Source organism: Rhizobium tibeticum (assembly GCF_900110205.1).
Taxonomy (GTDB): Bacteria; Pseudomonadota; Alphaproteobacteria; order Rhizobiales; family Rhizobiaceae; genus Rhizobium; species Rhizobium tibeticum.
This window is the reverse complement of record NZ_FOCV01000011.1, coordinates 128,667-149,955: the sequence shown is the minus strand read 5'-3', so window position 1 is coordinate 149,955 and position 21,289 is coordinate 128,667. Positions and strand designations below refer to the sequence as shown.

Genomic DNA, 21,289 nt, shown 5'->3' with positions numbered 1-21,289 from the left:
GAGTGTCCAAATGAGCCTGGGCGAAAGCGAACAGAAGATCGACGTGCGCGAAGGCATCGTGCATTCCAGCATTCCGGCCGATGAACTAGCGCGGCTCAGCGACGATGTGATTTCGGCGCTCAAGACCGTCTACGACCCTGAGATCCCGGCCGACATCTTCGAACTCGGATTGATCTACAAGATCGATATCGAAGACGACCGTATGGTGAAGGTCATGATGACGCTAACGGCGCCCGGATGCCCGGTAGCCGGCGAGATGCCCGGCTGGGTCGAGAATGCCGTCGGCGCGGTCGAGGGTGTATCCGGCGTCGAGGTCGAAATGACCTTCGATCCGCCGTGGACGCCGGACCGCATGTCGGAAGAGGCGCAGGTCGCAGTCGGCTGGTACTAGCATGACGGCGAAATGTTGCAGACTTTTCGGACAGGCTCATACAGCAGGCTGGTATTGATCGGTTAAGCTGCTGGCACTACATTTGAATCGTGAAACGCCGGACCTTGAATCCGCGCGCGGAAGGAGTAGAAGCCGATGGGCTTTGCAATAATGAGCATGACGGAAGCTGCAGCGAACCGCGTGAAAGCGATCGTCGAAAACGCCGGACCGGAGGCCAAGGGCATTCGCGTCGGGATCAAGAAGGGCGGCTGCGCAGGGATGGAATATACCATCGACCTCGTGACCGATCCGAATGGAAAGGACGACCTGATCGAGCGCGAAGGCGCCAAGGTCTGGGTCGAACCGTCCGCGGTGCTCTACCTGCTCGGCACAGAAATGGGCTTCGAGAGCACGACGTTGCGCTCTGGCTTCACCTTCACCAATCCGAACCAGACCTCGGCCTGCGGCTGCGGTGAATCCGTCGAACTGAAGCCGGCGGATCTTGCGGCGCTCGCCGCTCAGGGCAACGCCGTCATTCCCGCGCACTGATTGTCACAATCGTTCGAATTCTCGAGAAGGCTGCCGGTTTCGGCGGCCTTTTCATTTTACCTCGTTGCGATAGCGCCTTAAGGGCACTCTTTGAAAGTCCGCGGGATTGCCCCTGCGGAAGGGAATCGACTGAACGATGCTGCTGCTGTTTGCGAAGGGCGCTCTGCTGGGTGTCATTATCACCGCGCCACTCGGGCCGATCGGAATGCTCTGTATCAAACGCACACTGGAGCGCGGCTTTCCTGCAGGTTTTTCCTGCGGCCTTGGGACAGCGGTCGGCGATGCCAGTTATGCGCTAGCAGCGGTCACCGGCATCGCTGTCTTCGAGGAGACGATGTCGGCAGCGAGACTGCCTCTGGCGATCATCGGAGGTCTATTGCTTCTCGCGCTGGGTTATCGAGGACTGACGCATGATCCGGTCCAGGCAGCCGATGTCCGGTCGGTCGGGCTCATAGGCACAACGCTTGCGACGTTTTTGCTGACGGTCTCCAATCCGGCCACGATTCTCTCATTCGGTGCGCTATTTGCCGGTTTTGGTCTGACAGAAGAGACACGGCGCTTCAGTTCGGCCGTCATCGTTGGTGGTGTCTTTAGCGGATCGCTTGCCTGGTGGTTCTTTCTGAGCGGTGCGGTCAGCCTTGCCAGGAACAAATTGCCAAGGGATTTCACAACAAAGCTCGTGCGGGGAACAAGCTACCTGTTGATCCTCTTCGGCCTCGTAGCGCTCGCTTCCGGAGGCTATTCGCTCCTTTAAATACGCCTCTGTAGCGCCACGGCTCCGGCAGATTGAAGAGTGACATAATTCGCGATATGCGTGCAGGCCTTGGGACACAATGCGAGCCATTATGACTAAACGCATTCTTGTTACCGGCGGCGCAAGGGGGGCATGGCGGCTTACCTGTCGTTGGCGCAGGAACCGTCGGTAGCGCCCGGTTGGGCCACCAAATGCCTTGCACGGGCACTCTATTCCCTTCCCTACGCCACCTATACCTATGTGTAGCGCGTGCCCGATTGACCGAGCGGTTGGTGGCGAATAGATTCATCTCTGAAACGACCACCATGCGCAAAGCACTTGTGAAGCGCCTTGTAAACTGGTCGTTTCGTAGGGTCGTACAGCGCCAGTGACGCTACTGAGGCAGCGACAGGAAAGCCAACCACGCAGATTTTCACAATCAGCTTTGTGCGGAGCCGGAGGCTTGCGCGCGCATAGCTGATTGTTCAACGCTCAGGGAAACTGATCATGATGATGAACCGACGGACTTTCTCAGCGGCACTCGTTGCAAGCGCTGCCGCTTCCCTCATCTCAACCCGTGGCATAGCCGCGCCTGCAGCGCCGGCGAAGGCGCGAAACGTCGTCCTGGCGCACGGGCTGTTTGCCGACGGCTCCTGCTGGTCGGAGGTCATTGCGCGCTTGCAGGCCGCGGGGCTCAATGCCACGGCCGTGCAGAATCCGCTGACGACGCTGCCGGAGGCCGTCGCCTCGGTGCAGCGCGTACTCGACCGGCAGGATGGTCCGACGGTTCTGGTCGGGCATTCTTTTTCCGGCATGCTGGTTACCGAAGCGGGCGTGCATCCGAGCGTATCGGCACTTGTTTATGTTGCTGCGCGTGCACCTGATGCCGGCGAAGACTACACGGCCCTTGCCAAGACATTTCCGACACCGCCAGCTTCCGCAGGCATCGTTTTTGATGGAGACGAGGGACGACTGACTGAAGCGGCGTTCCTGCGTGACTTTGCGGGAGATCTTCCTGAGGCGAAGGCGAAAGTACTCTATGCGGTACAGGAGCCGTTCCACAAGGCGCTACTCACGGGTAAGACGACGCAGGCAGCATGGCGCTCAAAACAGAGCTGGTATGCCGTTTCCACCGAAGACCGAACCATCAATCCAGACCTCGAACGCTTCATGGCCAAGCGTATGGGCGCCAACACCATCGAGCTGAAATCCAGCCATCTATCGTTGATTTCGCACCCGGACGCCATTGCAGGGTTGATTCTGGAGGCAGCGGGGCAACAGAAGGGCTAGCGAAAATCTCCGCTGCTCCCTGCGAACGCCGACACAAGAGTGCAACCGAGCGGTCAGCTCTTGATGTCGATGCCGGCCTCGACAGCGGCGGCGATGAAGGCTTTGCGGGCATCGTCGTTGGTGCGCTTGCCCTTGATGACGTCGGCGCAGACCAGTAGGGCCTTGTCGAGTGCCGGCCCGTCTTCGGTCGGCCAGTCCTCGATCATCGCCCAGGAGGCGGCCTGAGTTGTGTCGATCGTCACGTACTGGCCGGCTTCTTCTAGCGCCAAGAGCACTGGCTTTGGCCAGAGTGCCTGGGTGATATCGCTGTCGGATTTTGCCATGGGGTGGGTGACCTGTGTTTGCATCGCGGGTTTTCGGTGGTGCGGATGCTTACGCCTTCCCAACCCCTCCCCACAAGGGGGAGGGACCGAGAGGTGTCATTATTCAGCCGCTTCCGCGTAGCTTTCGACCGGCGGGCAGGTGCAGATCAGGTTGCGGTCGCCGAAGACGTTGTCGACGCGGTTGACCGGGGACCAGTACTTGTCCACCCGGAAGGCGCCCGGCGGGAAGCAGGCCTGTTCGCGGCTATACGGACGATCCCATTCGCCGACGAGGTCTTCGACGGTGTGCGGGGCGTTCTTCAGCGGATTGTTGGCCTTGTCGGAGCGGCCTTCCTCGATATCGCGGGCTTCCTGGCGGATGGCAAGCATAGCTTCGCAGAAGCGGTCAAGTTCGGCCTTCGTTTCCGATTCCGTCGGCTCGATCATCAGCGTGCCCGCAACCGGCCAGCTCATGGTCGGCGCATGGAAGCCGCAATCGATCAGGCGCTTGGCGACGTCGTCGACGGTGACGCCGGCGCTTTCCACCAGCGGGCGGGTGTCGATGATGCACTCATGCGCCACACGTCCGGCCTCGGACTTGTAAAGCACGTCATAGGCGCCTTTGAGCCGTGCCGCGATGTAGTTGGCGTTTAGGATCGCCACCTTGGTCGCCTGCGTCAGCCCTTCGCCGCCCATCATCAGGCAGTAGCTCCAGGAGATCGGCAGGATCGAGGCCGAGCCGAAGGCCGCCGCCGAGACCGCGCCGGAACGTCCGTCCGTTTGCGGGTGGCCGGGGAGGTAGGGCGCCAGATGCGCCTTGACGCCGATCGGGCCCATGCCGGGACCGCCGCCGCCATGCGGGATGCAGAAGGTCTTGTGCAAGTTGAGGTGGGAAACGTCTGAGCCGATGTCACCAGGGCGGGACAGGCCGACCATGGCGTTCATGTTGGCGCCGTCGAGATAGACCTGGCCGCCGTGGCTGTGCACGAGGTCGCAGATTTCCTTGACGGTTTCCTCAAAGACGCCGTGCGTCGAGGGGTAGGTGATCATGCAGCAGGAGAGATTGTCCGCATACTGCTCGGCCTTGGCGCGGAAATCGCCGAGGTCAATATCGCCGTTTTCGCGAACCTTGACGACAACGACCTTCATGCCGACCATCTGGGCCGAGGCCGGGTTGGTGCCGTGGGCCGAGGTCGGGATCAGGCAGACGTCGCGGTGACCATTGCCGTTGGCGATATGGAAGTTGCGGATCGTCAAGAGGCCCGCATATTCGCCCTGCGCGCCGGAGTTCGGCTGCATGGAGAAGGCGTCATAGCCGGTGACGGCGCAGAGCTTTTCGGTGAGATCGTCGATCATCTCGCGATAGCCGAGCGCCTGGTCTGGCGGCACGAAGGGGTGAATGTCGGAAAACTCGGGCCAGGTGATCGGCAGCATTTCGGCCGTGGCATTCAGCTTCATCGTGCAGGAGCCGAGCGGGATCATCGAGCGGTCGAGTGCCAGATCTCGGTCCGACAGACGCCTGATATAGCGGGTCATCTCACTTTCGGCGCGGTTCATGTGGAAGATCGGATGCGTCAGGTATTCGCTGGTGCGGGCGAGGCCCTTCGGCAGACGATAGCCAGGCTCGAAATCGGCAACGGCGAAGTTGCCGCCGAAAGCGCGCCAGACAGCTTCCAGCGTTGCCGGGCGGGTGCGCTCGTCAAGGCTCATGCCGATCTTCGTGGCGCCGACCTTGCGCAGGTTCACACCCTCGGCGACAGCCGCGCGCAGGATGACGCCCTGCATGTGGCCGACATCGACGGTGATGGTGTCGAAGAAGGTTTTCGGCTCGATGGTGTAGCCGAGCCTTTCCAAGCCCTTGGCCATCAGCACGGCCTTCTGATGGACCTGCTGGGCGATCGCCTTGATGCCCTTCGGGCCGTGGAAGACGGCATACATGGAGGCCATGACGGCGAGGAGCACCTGCGCGGTGCAGATGTTCGACGTGGCTTTTTCGCGACGGATGTGCTGCTCGCGGGTCTGCAGCGACAGGCGGTAGGCGCGGTTGCCGCGGGCATCGACCGAGACGCCGACGAGACGGCCGGGCATGGAGCGCTTGTGGGCGTCCTTGACCGACATGTAGGCCGCATGCGGGCCGCCATAGCCGACCGGAACGCCGAAGCGCTGCGAATTGCCGATGGCGATGTCGGCGCCCATTTCGCCGGGCGATTTCAAGAGTGTCAGTGCCAGGATGTCCGCGGCAACGATGGCGATGGCGCCGGTCTGGTGCAGGCGCGAGATCAGGCCGGTGAAATCATGCACGTGGCCGTGCGTGCCCGGATACTGGAAGATGGCGCCAAATACGTCGACCGGATCGAGATCGGTGAAGGGGTTGCCGACGACGACGCTCCAGCCGAGCGGCTCGGCGCGGGTCTTGATCAGCTCGATCGTCTGCGGATGGCAGGCGGCGTCGACGAAGAAGGCCTTGGCCTTCGACTTCGAGACGCGCTCGGCCATTGCCATGCCTTCTGCGGCCGCTGTCGCTTCGTCGAGAAGCGAGGCATTGGCGACGTCGAGGCCGGTGAGGTCGCAGATCATCGTCTGGTAATTCAGCAGCGCTTCCAATCGGCCCTGGGAGATTTCCGGCTGGTAAGGCGTATAGGCCGTGTACCAGGCCGGATTTTCTAGGATGTTGCGCTGAATGACCGGTGGTGTGATCGTGCCGTAGTAACCCTGGCCGATCAGAGAGACGAGGACCTTGTTCTTGTTGGCGGTCTCGCGCAGCTTGTCGAGCGCCTCGCGTTCCGTCATCGGTGCGCCCCAGACGAGCGGCGCCTTCTGGCGGATGGAGGGCGGCACGGTGGCGTCGATCAGGTTGTCGAGGCTGTTGTAGCCGATGACCTTCAACATATCCGTCATTTCGGCAGGTGACGGGCCAATGTGACGACGGTTGGCAAAGTCATAGGGCTGGTAGTCGGTGAACTGGAATTCTGTCGGCGTCGTCATTACGCGGTGAGCTCCTTGTAGGCCGCCTCGTCGAGCAGGCCATCGGCATCGGCGGTGTTTGCAAGCTTGAGCTTGAAGAACCAGCCGGCGCCCTGCGGGTCCGAATTGACCAGCGACGGATCGGCAGCAATTGCCGGATTGACTTCGGTGATCTCGCCGTCAAGCGGACAATAGACGTCGGAGGCAGCCTTCACGGATTCGACGGTTGCGGCATTGTCGTTCTTGGAGAAGGTGGCACCGACTTCCGGCAGTTCGACGAAAACTAGATCGCCGAGCTGTTCAACGGCGTAGGTGGTGATGCCGACCGTCGCGACACCGCCCTCGATCTTCAGCCACTCGTGTTCTTCGGTAAACTTCAGCATGATTGTTCTCTCCGGAAAAATGTTTCAGCGTTTGTAGGTCGGTGTAATAAAGGGAAGGGCACTGACGGTGACGGGCAGGTACTTGCCGCGCACCTCGGCGTAAACCTGCGTTCCAACCGCCGCCTGGGCGACGTTGACATAGCCCATTGCGACGGGATGTTCGACGGAGGGACCGAAGCCGCCGGAGGTCACTTCGCCGATCTCCGACTTGCCTTCTGGATCCGCAAAAAGCTTCGAGTGGCCGCGAACCGGAGCCTTACCCTCAGGCTTCAGACCGACGCGGCGACGAGCTGCACCCTTTTCTAGCTCGGACAAGATGCGGCCTGCGCCTGAGAAACCGCCGGCACGTGCGCCGCCCGTCCTGCGGGCTTTCTGCATGCCCCATTCGAGCGCTGCTTCCACGGGCGTCGTCGTGGTGTCGATGTCGTTGCCATAAAGGCAGAGGCCAGCTTCGAGGCGCAAGCTGTCGCGGGCACCGAGGCCGATCGGCTGTACGTCCGGATGCTCGAGCAACCGCTTGGTGACATCTTCTGCCTTGTCGGTCGGGATCGAGATCTCGAAGCCGTCCTCGCCACTATAACCGGAGCGTGAAACCAGACAGGATACGTCGTGCAGCCGGCAATGGCGCACGTCCATGAATTTCATCGCGGCGACATCGGCCCAGAGTTCCGCAAGCACTTCGACGGCGCGCGGTCCTTGCAGGGCGATCAGCGCACGATCGAGCAGGATGATGTCGCAGGTGTCGCCGATATGCTTCTGGAGGTGAGCAAGATCGGCATCCTTGCAGGCGGCGTTGACGACGACAAAGAGGTGATCGTCGAGATGGGTGATCATCAGGTCATCTAGAATGCCGCCGTTGTCATCGGTGAAGAAACCGTAGCGCTGGCGACCTTCCGCAAGACCGAGGATATCGACCGGAACGAGGCTTTCCAGCGCAAGCGCGGCGTCCTCATACTTTCCCGATTTCGCCTTGATGACCACCTGGCCCATGTGGGACACGTCGAAGACGCCGGCCGACGTGCGGGTCTGGATGTGCTCCTTCATGACGCCAGCCGGATATTGGACCGGCATTTCATAGCCTGCGAAGGGAACCATGCGGGCGCCGAGCGACAGATGCAGCGCGTGAAGCGGAGTTTTCTTGAGGGCAGTAGTATCGTCCAACGACGCCTCCGGGGTTTGCGCCTGGAATTCCATGCGCGGGCTCAAATCTTCAGACGCGGTTGCGCCTTGCATTTCGAGCCCCCTCTGTCCCTGTGCCTGAGATTGTTATCCCTTCGGCGAGCGTTTCGAGAACGCTTCTCTCCAGAGTTCCGTCTGCCCCTTGCTGGTCCTTTGGCCTGAGAGTTTCCGGGGCGGTTGCTCCTTCGGCACTGATCGCAGACGACCAGCTTCTCCCAACAAGGTCGGGGGCAATTATCTGGCCATGGCTGTACTTGGCAAGGGGGAATGTCGCCGCCGAACAAATTTTTGTCGCGTGGACTTGAGGATCGACGGCTACAGGAGAGAGGAACCGGGCGACGTTCAGCTGTCGCTGTAGAGTTCCAGTGCCTGTTTCAACCCGGCCTGCGGCTGCCGTTGCCCCATCGTCATCAGGTCCAAAGCGACTTCCGTCGATTGTATGATATTGGCCGGCTCTCCCACGTCTTGGCCGCTCGCGCCCCTGGTTTGACGCTCGGCAGTCCGGCGCGCCTCTTTTGCAGCCGTGCTTGCGGACACGCGCTGCGGAATCCGGAGCGTTTCGAACGCTGCGGCGGCGGTGCTCGCGGAAATCGTGCCGACCAGGACTGTCATGAGGCCAGAATAGAACGTCGGATGTTCTTAACTGGCTAAATTAACTGCCAGCATTTTATGCATCTGAATCTTGCCTGTGGAAGATTGGAATTTTCCGTGAGGTGCTTTAGAGCAAATCCATGATTCAAGCCCTCCTTGTCGCCGTCGGCGGCGCAATCGGTTCCGTGCTCAGATATTATGTCGGCCAATGGGCCCTCAGGCTTGCTGGCCCAGCCTTTCCGTGGGGGACGCTGACAGTCAATGTCGTCGGATGCTTTGTCATCGGCGTGTTCGCGGAGATGATCGTGCGACGCTTCGATGCGTCGCCGGAGATGCGCCTGCTGTTGATCACGGGCTTTCTCGGCGGATTCACGACCTTCTCGGCATTTTCGCTCGATGCCATTTCGCTCTTCGAGCGTGGGGCGGCCGTCTCCGGCGCAGTCTATATCGTCGCCAGCGTCGGCCTGTCGATGGCCGCGGTGACCGCCGGACTGGCGCTCATGCGCGCAATCTTGTGAGATTACGGTTTCCGTTTTCGGCGAAAATGCTCTAAAGCCAGCCGCAAAGGTCGCACAGCGCGCCTAAGACCATTTTCCGAAAGATGACGTATGGCGGGTATCGAACACAAAAAAGTGGAGCCGGACGAGGCGGGCATGCGGCTCGATCGCTGGTTCAAGGTGCACTTCCCGGGGCTCGGATTCGGCCCACTCCAGAAGCTTCTACGATCGGGTCAGGTCCGCGTCGATGGCGGGCGCGTGAAAAGCGATACGCGCGTGCAGCCAGGGCAGGTGGTACGCGTGCCGCCGCTCGATGTCGACGCCAAGTCGAAAAACACGCCGATCGCCGGACATGATCTGAAACACGGCGGCGATTACGAGCTTCTGCAGCGCATGGTGCTGCATGAAGACGACAAGGTGATCGTCTTGAACAAGCCGGCCGGCCTTGCCGTGCAGGGCGGGTCCGGTGTGACGCGGAATATCGACAAGATGCTCGAAGCATGGACCAGCCCGAAGGGCGAAAAGCCGAGGCTGGTGCATCGCCTCGACCGCGATACATCCGGCGTCCTGGTCATCGCCCGCACCCGAGGCGCCGCACAGAAATTGACGGCAGCGTTTCGCGAGCGTGATACCAAAAAGACCTATTGGTCGTTGGTTAGAGGCGTTCCGCGCAAGCACGAGGACAAAATCTCGACCTGGCTGGTGAAGGAAGCGACGGCGGATGGCGACCGGATGCGTGTTGCCAAGCACGGCGAAGACGGAGCCGATCACGCGATTTCCTACTATCGCGTCCTGGAAACCGCCGCGCAGAACCTCGCTTGGCTTGAGATGGAACCCTATACCGGACGGACGCACCAGCTTCGCGTTCACGCGCTTCATATCGGCCACCCGATCATTGGCGACCCCAAGTATTTCATCGAGGATCCGAACTGGGATGTCCCGGGCGGTATCCAGAAGCGGCTGCACCTGCATGCGCGCAAGATCGACATTCCGCACCCCTCCGGCGGCCGACTGCGCGTCAGTGCTCCATTGCCGCCGCATATGGTACAGACCTGGAACCTGCTCGGCCTCGATCTCGCATCCCAGGAAAGGGAAGACGACGAATGAGGCTCGCACTCTTCGATTGCGACGGGACGCTGGTCGACAGCGCCGCGCTGATTCATGAGGTGATGGCGCGGACATTCGTGCATTTCGGCTATGATCGGCCTGATGTCTTGTTGACGAAGTCGATTATCGGACTGACGCTGGATATCGCGATTGCGCGGATGCAGGGCAAGCCTCACGTCGACGACGAAGCGATCGCGATGACGGCGCACTACAAGGCGATCTATCTCGGCGTTCGTGACGAACCTGGAATGGACGCGCCGCTCTTTAATGGCATCAAGCCGCTGATTGATGAGTTGGCGCGGAATGATGACATTCTGATCGGTGCGGTAACCGGCAAGTCGCGTCGCGGTCTCGTCCACATTCTCGAAACACACGGTTTTGCACCACATTTTATGGTTTCGCGCACCGCAGACGACTGCCCGTCGAAGCCACATCCAGCTATGGTAATGGAGTGCTGCAGCGAGACCGGCATAAGTCCCGCCGATGCGATCGTGATCGGCGATGCCGTCTACGATATGCAGATGGCGAAAGCTGCAGGCGCCAAGGCGGTAGGCGTCTCGTGGGGCTATGCCAGTGTGGACGACTTGGTGGGTGCGGGTGCCGACAGCATTGTTTGCCACCCGAGCGATGTTTTGAAGCACTTTTCCTGAGGTGAAGCATGCGTGATCTGTTGAACGACATAGCAGAGGGATTGAGCCATCCCGACCCGATCCGTCGCGCCCAGATCCAGATGAAGAAGCCATTGCCGAAGCGCTTCTATCAGACGGTCACAGTCGGGGAACTCGACGAAGGCTTTTCCATCGAGCTGGACGGCAAGGCTATCCGCACGCCGGCCCGCAAGCTGCTGGTCGTCGCGACGAAGCCGCTTGCGGAACTTTTAGTGAGAGAATGGGATGCGCAGGCCGACCTCATCGACCCTTCGACCATGCCCGTGACGCGGCTCGTCAACACCGCTATCGATGGGGTTGCACCCGACAAGCAGGCAGTCTTCGAAGACATTCTACGCTTCTCTTCGAGCGATCTCATCTGCTATCGCGCCGATGCGCCGCAAGCTCTCGTTGAGCGTCAGAAGGAGCTTTGGGATCCAGTGCTCGATTGGGCTGGCAATTCTCTCGGCGCGCGCTTTATCCTGATCGAGGGCGTCATGCATCGCGACCAGCCGCGCGAAGCTATTTCTGCGTTTTCCGCGGCATTGCGACGGCACGACAATGCGACTGTCCTGGCTGCCCTGCATACGATCACGACGTTGACCGGCTCCGCGCTGCTAGCGCTTGCCTTTGCCGAAGGCGCCCTGCCGGCAAAGAAGGTTTGGTCGCTCGCGCATCTCGACGAAGACTGGACGATCGAGCATTGGGGAAGCGACGAAGAATCCGAGGAACGGCGCGAGAAGCGCTTCGAGGACTTCAATGCAGCCGCTGACGTTTTTTTGGCCATGAAAGGCTGAAACATATTGCTTTGAGACTGGTTATCGCGAAAATCTCCGACTCTATCGGGGCGGACGCGGATTTTCTGAATGAACTGGCTCAAGTCGTGCTTTTTTCGGGTTGCGCTTATCTGCATCACCCTGGCGTCCTGCTCAATCTTCGCGAAGGAACAAGCCGGACCTATCTATGACGTCCGAAGCGCCGTCGTTGTCAGCCCACAGAAGATACCGCCGGCAATCCTTGCCGGCGTCGGTGATCGCGTAAATGCCGCCATCAACGCTACGGTGCGAACCGAAGTCTATCCGCGTGTCGTGCTGACGATCCGGATCCTTTACGTCGAAAAGGGCCAGGGCTTCGACAAGAGCCGGAATGTCGCGAAGGTCAGCATCGACGCCGCCTCCGTCGAGGATGGATCGGTCATCGCTGTCACTTCGTTCGAGGTGACCAGCTTCTCCAACAGTCCCACGGCAGCCGACGAGATCCTTGCCGAGGATATCGCCGCCCGCATTCGTTCCGCTTTCTCGCTGCGCGCCGGACGCGCTTGAACCGGCCGCGAGATCCGCGGCAAGGGGTATCCATGAAGGAAATTCTCGAAGAACTCGAACGGCGCCGCGGCATTGCAAGGCTTGGCGGAGGCAGGGCGCGTATCGATGCCCAGCATCAGCGCGGCAAGCTGACGGCGCGCGAGCGAATTGATCTTTTCCTCGACGAGGACTCCTTTGAGGAGTTCGACATGTTCGTCGAGAATCGGTCCAACGAGTTCGGGATGGACAAGACCCGAATTGCCGGCGATGGCGTAGTCACCGGCTGGGGAACGGTGAACGGACGAACCGTCTTCGTTTTTGCCAAGGATTTCACGGTATTCGGCGGCTCGCTCTCCGAGGCGCATGCCGAGAAGATCATGAAGGTGCAGGATATGGCGCTCAAAAACAGGGCCCCGATCATCGGCATCTATGATGCCGGCGGCGCTCGCATCCAGGAGGGCGTTGCTGCGCTTGGCGGCTACGCCGAGGTGTTCCAGCGCAATGTGCTGGCGTCCGGCGTCATTCCGCAGATCTCAGTCATCATGGGGCCATGCGCGGGCGGCGACGTCTATTCGCCGGCGATGACCGATTTCATCTTCATGGTCCGCGACACGTCCTACATGTTCGTGACCGGCCCGGATGTGGTGAAGACAGTGACCAACGAGACCGTCACCGCGGAAGAGCTCGGCGGCGCATCGGTGCACACGACCAAATCCTCGATTGCCGACGGCGCCTACGACAATGATGTCGAGGCGTTGTTGCAGGTCCGCCGGCTGATTGATCTTCTGCCTCAATCGAACACCGCGCCGGTGCCGGAAATCGAATGTTACCAGTCAGTGACGGACACAGATGCATCGCTGGATACGCTGGTGCCTGCGAACGCAAACAAGCCCTACGATATCAAAGAATTGATACTGAAGACGGTGGATGAGGGCGATTTCTTCGAGATCCAGGCGAGCTTCGCCAAAAACATCGTGTGCGGGTTCGGGCGGATCGAGGGATCGACAGTCGGCTTCGTGGCAAACCAGCCAATGGTACTTGCCGGCGTGCTCGACAGCGATGCGTCGCGAAAGGCGGCACGGTTCGTCCGCTTTTGCGACTGCTTCAACATTCCGATCGTGACGTTCGTGGATGTGCCAGGCTTCCTGCCGGGAACTGCGCAGGAATATGGCGGGCTGATCAAGCACGGTGCGAAGCTGTTGTTCGCATACGCGGAGGCAACGGTGCCGAAGCTGACCGTGATCACGCGCAAGGCGTTCGGCGGTGCCTATGATGTCATGGCATCCAAGCATCTGAGGGGTGACTTGAACTATGCCTGGCCGACGGCTCAAATCGCGGTGATGGGCGCGAAGGGGGCCGTCGAGATCATTTTCCGGAAGGACATCGCCGATCCCGAAAAGATCGCCGCGCACACGAAAATGTATGAGAAGCGATTCCTTTCACCTTTCGTGGCTGCCGAGCGCGGCTATGTGGACGAAGTGATCATGCCGCATTCTACGCGCAGGCGGCTGGCACGCGGCCTCAAGATGCTTCGCAATAAAGACCTGAGCAATCCCTGGAAGAAGCACGACAATATTCCGCTTTGAGGAGACTAAAGTGGGGAAACATAGGAAAATCAACAGGAAGTGATCGCCCGTCGGCGATCCGTGTCTTCATTCCTTTTTGCGAAGCAGCTAACGCTCCGCTGTCTTTACTCAAAAGGAGAGTCTCCATGGAACGACTGAGCGCATACCAGGCCTACGCGCTTGCCGCCCTGCGCGTCATTGCAGCGCTGCTGTTTATCGAACACGGAACAATGAAGCTTTTCGCGTTCCCGGCCGCACAAGTGGAGGGGCCGCTGCCGCCATTGCTGCTGGTCGCCGCTCTGATTGAAGTCGTCGGCGGCCTCCTCGTCCTGATCGGCCTGTTCACGCGGCCGGTCGCCTTCATTCTGTCGGGACAGATGGCGGTGGCCTACTTCATGGCGCACGGGTCGAAAGCCTTCTGGCCGGCACTGAACGGTGGCGACGCAGCGATTCTGTTCTGCTTCATCTTCCTGTTCATCGTCTTCGCCGGACCTGGTGCTCTCTCGGTCGACCAGCGCAAGGCCACCGCCTAACAGCGATAAACGCCGTGGCCGGCTTTACCGGCCACGGCCACGGCTCATGCCGTAGCCTTCAAGCCGGCAATCCCGGCGACAATCAGTGAAATGCAGAGCAGACGCGAGGTGGTGGCAGCATCGCCGAGCAGCCAAATGCCGAGCAACACGGTGCCAACACTACCGATACCGGTCCAAACAGCATAAGCCGTCCCGATTGGCAGCGTCTTCACGGCAATGCCCAGCAGCACGACGCTGACAACCATCGAAATGACAGTCAACGTCGTGGGTAGCGGGCGCGTGAATCCATCGGTGTATTTTAGGCCGATTGCCCAGCCGCACTCGAAGAGGCCAGCGAGAAGAAGCAGAAACCAAGCCATCGTTATCTCCATCCCGAGCGAAGACGTCCCCCATGCAGCGAGCTCCCCAGAGGGCGCCGCTGACTTGGGAAAACGGTTCAATTCAGGTAGGAAACCACATGGCGGCGCGACCACCCGTTTCTTGCGCGCCCTTCAGGCAAGGCGTTTGGCATGCCACTTCAGATGGTCGTCCATGAACGTCGAGATGAAGTAATAGGAATGGTCATAGCGCTCATGCATGCGCAAGGTGACCTTGATATCGGTGTCCTTGACGGCTTCTTCGAAGAGCCAAGGGCGCAAGCCATTCTCCAGGAAACCATCGGCCTTCCCCTGGTCGATCAGGAACTCGGGAAAACGTGCGCCGTCTGCTACCAAGGCGCAAGCATCGTATTTACGCCAGGCCGCAGGGTCTGGGCCAAGGTATTTTTCGAATGCCGGAGCCGACCAATCGGCGGTCGATGGCTCCGCGATCGGTGCGAAAGCCGAGCAGCTCTTGAAACGGTCCGGATTCTTGAGCGCAATGGTGATGGCGCCATGGCCGCCCATCGAGTGGCCGAAGATGCCTTGGCGGCTCATGTCCATGCGGAAGTGTTGGCTGACATGCGCTGGAAGCTCTTCGGTGATGTAGGTGTACATTTGGTAGTTTTCGGACCAGGGCTCTTCGGTCGCGTCGAGGTAGAAGCCGGCGCCCTTGCCCATTTGCCAATTGGTGAGCTCATCTGGGACATCGTTGCCGCGCGGGCTTGTATCCGGGCAGACGATAATCAGACCGAGTTCGGCGGCCATGCGCCGATACTCGCCCTTTTCCATAACGTTGGCATGCGTGCAGGTTAAGCCAGAGAGGTACCAGACAACCGGGCAGGGCTCCTTGATCGCCTGCGGCGGAACAAAGACTGCAAAGGTCATATCGCACTTGCAGGCGTCTGATTCGTGCATAAAAACACCCTGCATGCCGCCAAAGGCGGTCGTCTGTGAAACGATGTTCATTCTTTACCGTCCGTTTTTGGAGTAAGCGCCTTGGCCCGGCGGCACAGGCGATCGAAAGTTTCGAGGAACCGGGAGCGATCCTTCGGGTTGAAGGCGGCATTGTAACCCTTGCTTTCGCCGGTCTCTCTCAAGTGAGCGCCGAGATCGCGCATGGCACTGGCCATGCCGATATTCGTGTCGTCGAAAACCCGTCCCGTCGGACCGCTGACAAGCGCACCGGTCGCCACGCAGCGCACCGCGAGCGGGACATCGGCGGTGACGACCACGTCACCAGCGCCGGCATGCTCGGCAATCCAATTGTCGGCGGCATCAAAGGAGGCCGAGACGATGACATTGCGCACCATCGGGTCGCGCGAGGGGCGCAGACCGGAATTGGCGACGAAGGTCACTTCGATGCCGTGGCGCTCGGCGACCTTGAGGATTTCCGGTTTCACGGGGCAGGCGTCTGCATCGACATAAATCATGAATTTCAATCTGCTTTGGCTGAAACGCTACGCGGCACCTGACGGGCGCGTAGCGGCGGTTCGTTCGGGTCTCATAATCCGACGGCTGCCATTCGTTCAAGACATCAGGCTTCCTTCAGCGTGCCTGCCTTCTTCGCCACCCAGGTTGCGATGACATCCATCAGCGTCGGGTTCAGGCAGTCATAGGGCGTGAGGCCGAGTTCGTTCAGGCGGCCGCGTACGCCTGCCATCGCCGAAGGCGGCGTGCCCGACTCGATGATCGAGGAGACGAAGGCCGCAAATGTCGGCTCCGGCCAGCCGCCTTCCTGGAAGCGTTCCGGATGGACGAAGTCGAGCCCTTTGAACGCATGTTCGCGCTCCACCGGTCCGTACATGTGGACGCCGCACGCCTTGCAGGCGTGGCGCTGAATAAGCGCATCCGGATCGACGACGTGCAGCTTGTCGCCATTTTCCAGCACCGTGACGTTTTCATGCGGGGTCACCGCGACGACGGAAAAAGCCGCTCCCTTCGGCTTCCAGCATTTGGTGCAACCGCAGGCGTGATTATGGGCGATGGTGCCCTTGATCGCCACCTTCACGGCACGGTCGGTGCAAGCGCAGACCAGCGTGCCGCCATTGAAATTTGCCTGGCCTTTCTTCACGCCGCCGTCGAGGGCGGGGTGTATCGATACTTGACTTGGCATGTTCAGCTCCTCCTCCTTAGCTGCCCACGGCTCCCAAATCAGGATCAATTTGCGAAAAAGCCGCAGGCCATTTCAAAGTCGCGCCGCATTCCGTCGTCTTCTCCTCAATAAAGTACCACGCTTCGGATGCTTTCGCCGGAATGCATGAGCTCGAAGCCCTTGTTGATGTCTTCGAGCGGCATCGTGTGGGTGATCATCGGATCGATCTCGATCTTGCCCTGCATGTACCAATCGACGATCTTGGGCACGTCAGTGCGGCCGCGGGCGCCGCCGAAGGCCGTGCCCATCCAGCTGCGGCCGGTGACCAGCTGGAACGGCCGGGTGGAGATCTCCTGGCCAGCGCCGGCAACGCCGATGACGACCGACTTGCCCCAGCCGCGGTGGCTGGCTTCCAGCGCCTGGCGCATGACCTTGGTGTTGCCGGTGCAGTCGAAGGTGTAGTCGGCGCCGCCGATCTGGTCGGCACCGCGCTTTGTCATGTTGACGAGGTAGGGCACGATGTCGTCGCCGACCTCCTTCGGATTGACGAAATGCGTCATGCCGAAACGCTCGCCCCATGCCTTCTTGTCGTTGTTGAGATCGACGCCAATGATCATATCGGCACCGGCAAGGCGAAGTCCCTGGATGACGTTGAGGCCGATGCCGCCGAGGCCGAAGACGATGGCGGTCGCGCCGATCTCGACCTTGGCAGTGTTGATCACCGCGCCGATGCCGGTCGTCACTCCGCAGCCGATGTAGCAGATCTTGTCGAAGGGGGCGTCGGGATTGACCTTGGCAACGGCAATCTCCGGCAGCACCGTGTAGTTGGCGAAGGTCGAGCAGCCCATGTAGTGATGGATCTTGTCCTTGCCGATCGAGAAGCGCGAGGTGCCATCCGGCATCAGGCCCTGGCCCTGGGTGGCGCGGATCGCCGTGCACAGATTGGTCTTGCGCGACAGGCAGGACGGGCATTCGCGGCATTCCGGCGTATAGAGCGGAATGACATGGTCGCCCTTCTTCACCGAAGTGACGCCGGGACCGACGTCGACGACGATGCCGGCGCCCTCATGGCCGAGGATCGCCGGAAACAGACCTTCCGGATCGGCGCCCGACAGGGTGAAGTCGTCGGTGTGGCAGATGCCGGTCGCCTTGACCTCGACCAGCACTTCGCCGGCCCGCGGCCCCTCCAGCTGCACGGTCATCACTTCGAGCGGTTTGCCAGCCTCTACGGCAACGGCGGCGCGAACGTCCATGTCAGGTGTCTCCTGCTTGATTTGATTGCGCGGACCTTTGCACGCACGGCGCTGCCGGCTCAAGGAAAAACTGTCCGGATGCGTGAGTTTCAGCCTCGAATACGCTGATTGCGCCAGCCACTGCGCGGCTTGCGTCAGAAGAGCTTTTCGGTCGCGAAAATAATGGCATAGCCATGTATCGCAATAGCCGCATAGAGACCGAAGGCAACGAGCATGCGCTCGCCATCCGTCATCTCGTCGAGCGTCTGGCGCGGTTTGACCGAGCCGCCGCTGACGAGACTGACAAGCGTGAAGACGAGCAAGCCCATCGTCAGCATTTTCGCGGGCAAACCGATCTCGAATCCGATCCCGAGAATGCAGAGCGTTACCACGAAGCTGGCGGCTATCTGCGACCTTGGCGTGCGAAAAATCTGCCGGAGGACCTGGCCTCCATCGAAGCGATGCATCGGCAGTAAATTCAGCAGATTGAAAGCACCGAGGATCAACATGAACACGAGCAGAGGCGCCCGTGATGCCGAAGAGAGCAGGCCCACGTCCGAAAGCTGCGTGGCGACCGCAATGATCGGGACCAGAAAGGCCGACATTCCCGCGCCCATCAGCGCACAGGTTGCCACTTCGAACAACGAACGGTACGGCCTGCCGCCGACGGCAATGCCGCCAAGCAGCGGCACAAAGATCATTCTGACCGATGCATGGCCGAACATGCGGTAAGCGGCCATATGGCCCAGCTCGTGCAGCGCTATGACGAGCGTCAGGAAAGTCGAGACCATCAGGCCACTCGCATTGAGCCCGAAGAACGGCCAGAGCAGCAGAGTCGACAGAACCGCAAGACCGCCCTGGACCAGCGGTCGCTCGAAGTAACCCTGCGGCAGGGATTCGCCCGTCTTCAACCATCCGTCCAGCGCCTGCATTTCACGGCGCAGGAAAAAATAGCGAAACATGAGGAAAGCCAGTCCGCGATAGCGGTCGGTCTGCTCCACCTCCAGCAAGGCACCATCCGATGTCGGTCGAATGATGCGCCGCTCCCGGTAGTCATTCCAGAACGCGGGGTCCAGCGTGCTGTCATCAATGATGCGAGACTGGAACCCGTGGGCGTTCTTCGCGACGTATGGCAGCGGTTCAAGTGCGAGAAGTCTGCGTGACGGCGCGCCGGTCTTGTCGAGATGCCGGTAGGTTTGCTCCACAATGCCCCGGCGATTGGCGAGCGCGCGACTGCTGATGACCGAGTGGTGCCAGGATGCATCGGGACCGGCGGGATTCATCGCCTTCCAGAGTATATCGGGGGAGCATCGATAGATCCGGCTAAGGCAGATGGTACTACGCCCCAGCGGAGCGCGCATCAAAAGCCAGAGAAGGCCAAGATTTATGATGAGCAAGAGGACCGCCGATTGCAGCGCCGTCATTTGCTACCTCCATCCAGCATCCGACCGGGGAGGCGCAACGATAGGCAATCAGCGGTTAACAAAACCTAACCGGCGCGACTGCTAGCGGTCATCGGCGTTCGTCAGGCAAACTCGAGTATCACGGCATCGACAGCTAGGCTCTCACCCGGCTTGGCGTTTATTTTGCTGACCACGAGATCGCGTTCGGCGCGGAGAACATTCTCCATTTTCATGGCCTCGACCACGGCAAGCGTTTCACCGGCTTTGACTTCCTGCCCCTCGATTACGGCGATGGAAACCACGAGACCGGGCATCGGGCAGAGCAGCAGCTTCGACGTATCCGGTGGAAGCTTGACCGGCATCAGTCTCTCGAGCTCGGCATGACGCGGCGTCAGCACCTTGGCTTCCAGGGATAGTCCTTGCCAGTCCAGCCGAAGACCGTTGAGAACAGGGCGGATTTGCGCAACCACGCTCTGGCCCGCGACATTGCCGCGCCACACGGCGTCGCCAGGTCTCCAGTCGGTGACGACGTTAGAAATCTTGCCGCCGATCTCGATGTCCATGTCGAACGGGATCGTCACGAGCCCGTCCACCAAACGTGCATCCACGTAGCTGTCACCGAGTCTGACGGTCCATTTCTCCCGGCTCGCGCCGGACGGGGGGCGCAACCTGTCGGCGAAACGCTCCCTGCGGTTGGCTTCAATGAGGGACGCTGAAAGGGCGACTGCCGCGAGGGCGGCCTGTTGGTTTGCATCGGGCGCCACCGGCGCAAAGCCGTCCGGATACTCCTCGGCGATGAAACCGGTCGACAGACGTCCTTCGCGCCAGCGAGGATGCTTCATCAGTGCAGCAAGGAAGGGGACGTTGTGTTCGATTCCATCGACAACGAAGCCGTCGAGTGCCTCGCCCATCGCTTCGATCGCCTCCAGGCGCGTCGGCGCCCAGGTGCAGAGCTTTGCGATCATCGGATCGTAATACATCGAAATCTCGGCACCCTCGAAGACGCCGGTGTCGTTGCGCACAATGGCGCTTGCGGATTTGCCTTCAGCAGGCGGCCGATATCGCGTCAGGCGCCCGATAGACGGCAGGAAATTGCGGTACGGATCCTCCGCATACAAACGGCTCTCGACGGCCCAGCCGTTCAGCTTTATGTCGCTTTGCGCAAACGGAAGCCTCTCACCGGCAGCAACGCGGATCATTTGCTCGACCAGATCGATACCGGTGACCAGCTCGGTGACTGGATGCTCGACCTGCAAGCGCGTGTTCATTTCCAGAAAATAGAAATTCCGGTCACGATCGACGATGAACTCCACGGTGCCGGCGCTTTGGTATTCCACAGCGCGGGCGAGTGCGACGGATTGCTCACCCATCGCCGTGCGGGTCTTAGTATCGAGGAAGGGTGAGGGTGCCTCTTCGGCAACTTTCTGGTTGCGGCGCTGGATCGAGCACTCGCGCTCACCGAGATAGACAACATTGCCGTGTGCGTCCGCGAGTACCTGGATCTCGATGTGACGGGGCTCGACAACATATTTCTCGATGAAGACGCGGTCGTCGCCGAACGAGCTCTTCGCCTCCGAACGAGCCCGATCGAAACCGTCGCGTACTTCCGCCTCGTTCCAGGCAATGCGCATGCCCTTGCCGCCGCCGCCGGCCGACGCCTTGATCATGACGGGATAACCGATCTCGGCTGCGATCTTTTCCGCGTGCGATGCATCCTCGATCACGCCGAGGTAGCCAGGGACGGTGGAGACCTTGGCGGCGTTCGCAAACTTCTTCGACTCGATCTTGTCGCCCATCGCCATGATGGCCTTCGGCTTTGGACCGATGAAGACAATGCCTACCTTCTCGAGTGCCTCGCAAAACGATGCCCGTTCGGACAGAAAGCCGTAGCCGGGATGGACGGCTTCCGCACCCGTCTGCTTGCAGGCAGCGATGATCTTATCCGCCACGAGATAGCTTTCGGCGGCCGTCGCAGGACCGATATGAACGGCCTCATCAGCCATTTCCACGTGGAGTGCATCCCGATCCGCATCCGAATAGACCGCGACCGTCGCAATTCCCATGCGGCGCGCGGTCTTGATAACGCGGCAAGCGATCTCGCCGCGATTCGCGATCAGAATTTTCTTGAACATGGAGACTCCACCCAAAACATGCGTTCCGGAGTTTTACGCATAAACACCGGAACGCACAAT

The 21,289-nt window shown here is 60.5% G+C and carries 23 protein-coding genes and 1 riboswitch; of the genes, 11 read left to right on the top strand and 12 right to left on the bottom strand.

The window, feature by feature from the left end; translation table 11 throughout:
* Positions 1–10: 10 nt before the first annotated feature.
* The 4 genes from BSG20_RS14410 (at position 11) to BSG20_RS14395 (ending at position 2,942) form a co-directional block, all read left to right on the top strand.
* A complete protein-coding gene (locus tag BSG20_RS14410; protein ID WP_072376157.1) occupies positions 11–391 on the top strand; it encodes an SUF system Fe-S cluster assembly protein in 381 nt (126 codons plus the stop codon).
* Positions 392–526: 135 nt separating this feature from the next.
* Complete coding sequence (gene sufA / locus BSG20_RS14405) at positions 527–919, top strand: Fe-S cluster assembly scaffold SufA (RefSeq protein WP_072376159.1); 393 nt, start codon at positions 527–529, stop codon at positions 917–919.
* A gap of 136 nt (positions 920–1,055) precedes the next feature.
* Complete coding sequence (locus tag BSG20_RS14400; RefSeq protein ID WP_072376161.1) at positions 1,056–1,673, top strand: LysE family translocator; 618 nt, start codon at positions 1,056–1,058, stop codon at positions 1,671–1,673.
* Between the two features lie 486 nt (positions 1,674–2,159).
* On the top strand, positions 2,160–2,942 hold the full coding sequence (locus BSG20_RS14395; RefSeq protein ID WP_072376163.1) for an alpha/beta fold hydrolase: 783 nt from the start codon (positions 2,160–2,162) through the stop codon (positions 2,940–2,942).
* A gap of 53 nt (positions 2,943–2,995) precedes the next feature.
* Here BSG20_RS14395 and BSG20_RS14390 read toward each other — a convergent pair whose 3' ends face one another.
* The 5 genes from BSG20_RS14390 to BSG20_RS14370 form a co-directional block, all read right to left on the bottom strand.
* The gene (locus BSG20_RS14390; protein ID WP_072376165.1) at positions 2,996–3,265 is read right to left on the bottom strand and encodes a DUF982 domain-containing protein; all 270 of its coding nucleotides are present in this window, start codon (positions 3,263–3,265) and stop codon (positions 2,996–2,998) included.
* Between the two features lie 99 nt (positions 3,266–3,364).
* The gene (gcvP, locus tag BSG20_RS14385) at positions 3,365–6,229 is read right to left on the bottom strand and encodes an aminomethyl-transferring glycine dehydrogenase (protein WP_072376167.1); all 2,865 of its coding nucleotides are present in this window, start codon (positions 6,227–6,229) and stop codon (positions 3,365–3,367) included.
* On the bottom strand, positions 6,229–6,591 hold the full coding sequence (gene gcvH / locus BSG20_RS14380) for a glycine cleavage system protein GcvH (RefSeq protein WP_072376169.1): 363 nt from the start codon (positions 6,589–6,591) through the stop codon (positions 6,229–6,231). Before gcvH ends, gcvP begins: the two co-directional genes overlap by 1 nt.
* A 24-nt stretch (positions 6,592–6,615) precedes the next feature.
* The gene (gene gcvT, locus BSG20_RS14375) at positions 6,616–7,752 is read right to left on the bottom strand and encodes a glycine cleavage system aminomethyltransferase GcvT (protein WP_072376399.1); all 1,137 of its coding nucleotides are present in this window, start codon (positions 7,750–7,752) and stop codon (positions 6,616–6,618) included.
* 154 nt (positions 7,753–7,906) lie between these two features.
* Positions 7,907–7,998: riboswitch (glycine riboswitch) on the bottom strand.
* Between the two features lie 114 nt (positions 7,999–8,112).
* Entirely contained in the window at positions 8,113–8,382 is a 270-nt protein-coding gene (locus BSG20_RS14370) for a hypothetical protein (RefSeq protein ID WP_072376171.1), read from the bottom strand.
* A gap of 119 nt (positions 8,383–8,501) precedes the next feature.
* Here BSG20_RS14370 and crcB point away from each other — a divergent pair, with 119 nt between their 5' ends.
* The 7 genes from crcB (at position 8,502) to BSG20_RS14335 (ending at position 14,011) form a co-directional block, all read left to right on the top strand.
* Complete coding sequence (crcB, locus tag BSG20_RS14365) at positions 8,502–8,879, top strand: fluoride efflux transporter CrcB (protein WP_072376173.1); 378 nt, start codon at positions 8,502–8,504, stop codon at positions 8,877–8,879.
* Between the two features lie 90 nt (positions 8,880–8,969).
* Positions 8,970–9,965, top strand: a complete 996-nt coding sequence (locus BSG20_RS14360) for an RluA family pseudouridine synthase (protein WP_072376175.1) — start codon at positions 8,970–8,972, stop codon at positions 9,963–9,965.
* On the top strand, positions 9,962–10,615 hold the full coding sequence (locus BSG20_RS14355; protein WP_072376177.1) for an HAD-IA family hydrolase: 654 nt from the start codon (positions 9,962–9,964) through the stop codon (positions 10,613–10,615). Before BSG20_RS14360 ends, BSG20_RS14355 begins: the two co-directional genes overlap by 4 nt.
* A gap of 8 nt (positions 10,616–10,623) precedes the next feature.
* Positions 10,624–11,409: an ATP12 family chaperone protein gene (locus BSG20_RS14350; protein ID WP_072376179.1), complete on the top strand. Its 786-nt coding sequence runs from the start codon at positions 10,624–10,626 to the stop codon at positions 11,407–11,409.
* 69 nt (positions 11,410–11,478) lie between these two features.
* A complete protein-coding gene (locus BSG20_RS14345; RefSeq protein ID WP_072376181.1) occupies positions 11,479–11,934 on the top strand; it encodes a hypothetical protein in 456 nt (151 codons plus the stop codon).
* Positions 11,935–11,966: 32 nt separating this feature from the next.
* Positions 11,967–13,499, top strand: a complete 1,533-nt coding sequence (locus BSG20_RS14340) for an acyl-CoA carboxylase subunit beta (RefSeq protein WP_072376183.1) — start codon at positions 11,967–11,969, stop codon at positions 13,497–13,499.
* A gap of 125 nt (positions 13,500–13,624) precedes the next feature.
* Positions 13,625–14,011: a DoxX family protein gene (locus BSG20_RS14335; protein WP_072376185.1), complete on the top strand. Its 387-nt coding sequence runs from the start codon at positions 13,625–13,627 to the stop codon at positions 14,009–14,011.
* 44 nt (positions 14,012–14,055) lie between these two features.
* On the opposite strand, the gene sugE is transcribed toward BSG20_RS14335, so the two are convergent.
* The 7 genes from sugE to BSG20_RS14300 form a co-directional block, all read right to left on the bottom strand.
* Positions 14,056–14,370 (bottom strand): quaternary ammonium compound efflux SMR transporter SugE, encoded by a 315-nt coding sequence (sugE, locus tag BSG20_RS14330; RefSeq protein ID WP_072376187.1) that lies wholly within the window; start codon positions 14,368–14,370, stop codon positions 14,056–14,058.
* Positions 14,371–14,502: 132 nt separating this feature from the next.
* A complete protein-coding gene (gene fghA, locus BSG20_RS14325; RefSeq protein WP_072376189.1) occupies positions 14,503–15,336 on the bottom strand; it encodes an S-formylglutathione hydrolase in 834 nt (277 codons plus the stop codon).
* Positions 15,333–15,800, bottom strand: a complete 468-nt coding sequence (locus BSG20_RS14320; protein WP_072376191.1) for a YaiI/YqxD family protein — start codon at positions 15,798–15,800, stop codon at positions 15,333–15,335. The genes fghA and BSG20_RS14320 overlap by 4 nt, the downstream gene beginning before the upstream one ends.
* A 104-nt stretch (positions 15,801–15,904) precedes the next feature.
* On the bottom strand, positions 15,905–16,483 hold the full coding sequence (gfa, locus tag BSG20_RS14315) for an S-(hydroxymethyl)glutathione synthase (protein ID WP_072376193.1): 579 nt from the start codon (positions 16,481–16,483) through the stop codon (positions 15,905–15,907).
* Positions 16,484–16,587: 104 nt separating this feature from the next.
* Positions 16,588–17,715, bottom strand: a complete 1,128-nt coding sequence (locus BSG20_RS14310; protein WP_072376195.1) for an S-(hydroxymethyl)glutathione dehydrogenase/class III alcohol dehydrogenase — start codon at positions 17,713–17,715, stop codon at positions 16,588–16,590.
* A 134-nt stretch (positions 17,716–17,849) separates the two neighbouring features.
* The gene (locus BSG20_RS14305) at positions 17,850–19,118 is read right to left on the bottom strand and encodes a zinc metalloprotease (protein WP_072376197.1); all 1,269 of its coding nucleotides are present in this window, start codon (positions 19,116–19,118) and stop codon (positions 17,850–17,852) included.
* Positions 19,119–19,219: 101 nt separating this feature from the next.
* Positions 19,220–21,229, bottom strand: coding sequence for an acetyl-CoA carboxylase biotin carboxylase subunit (locus tag BSG20_RS14300; protein ID WP_072376199.1), 2,010 nt, complete (start codon positions 21,227–21,229; stop codon positions 19,220–19,222).
* Positions 21,230–21,289 lie beyond the last annotated feature (60 nt).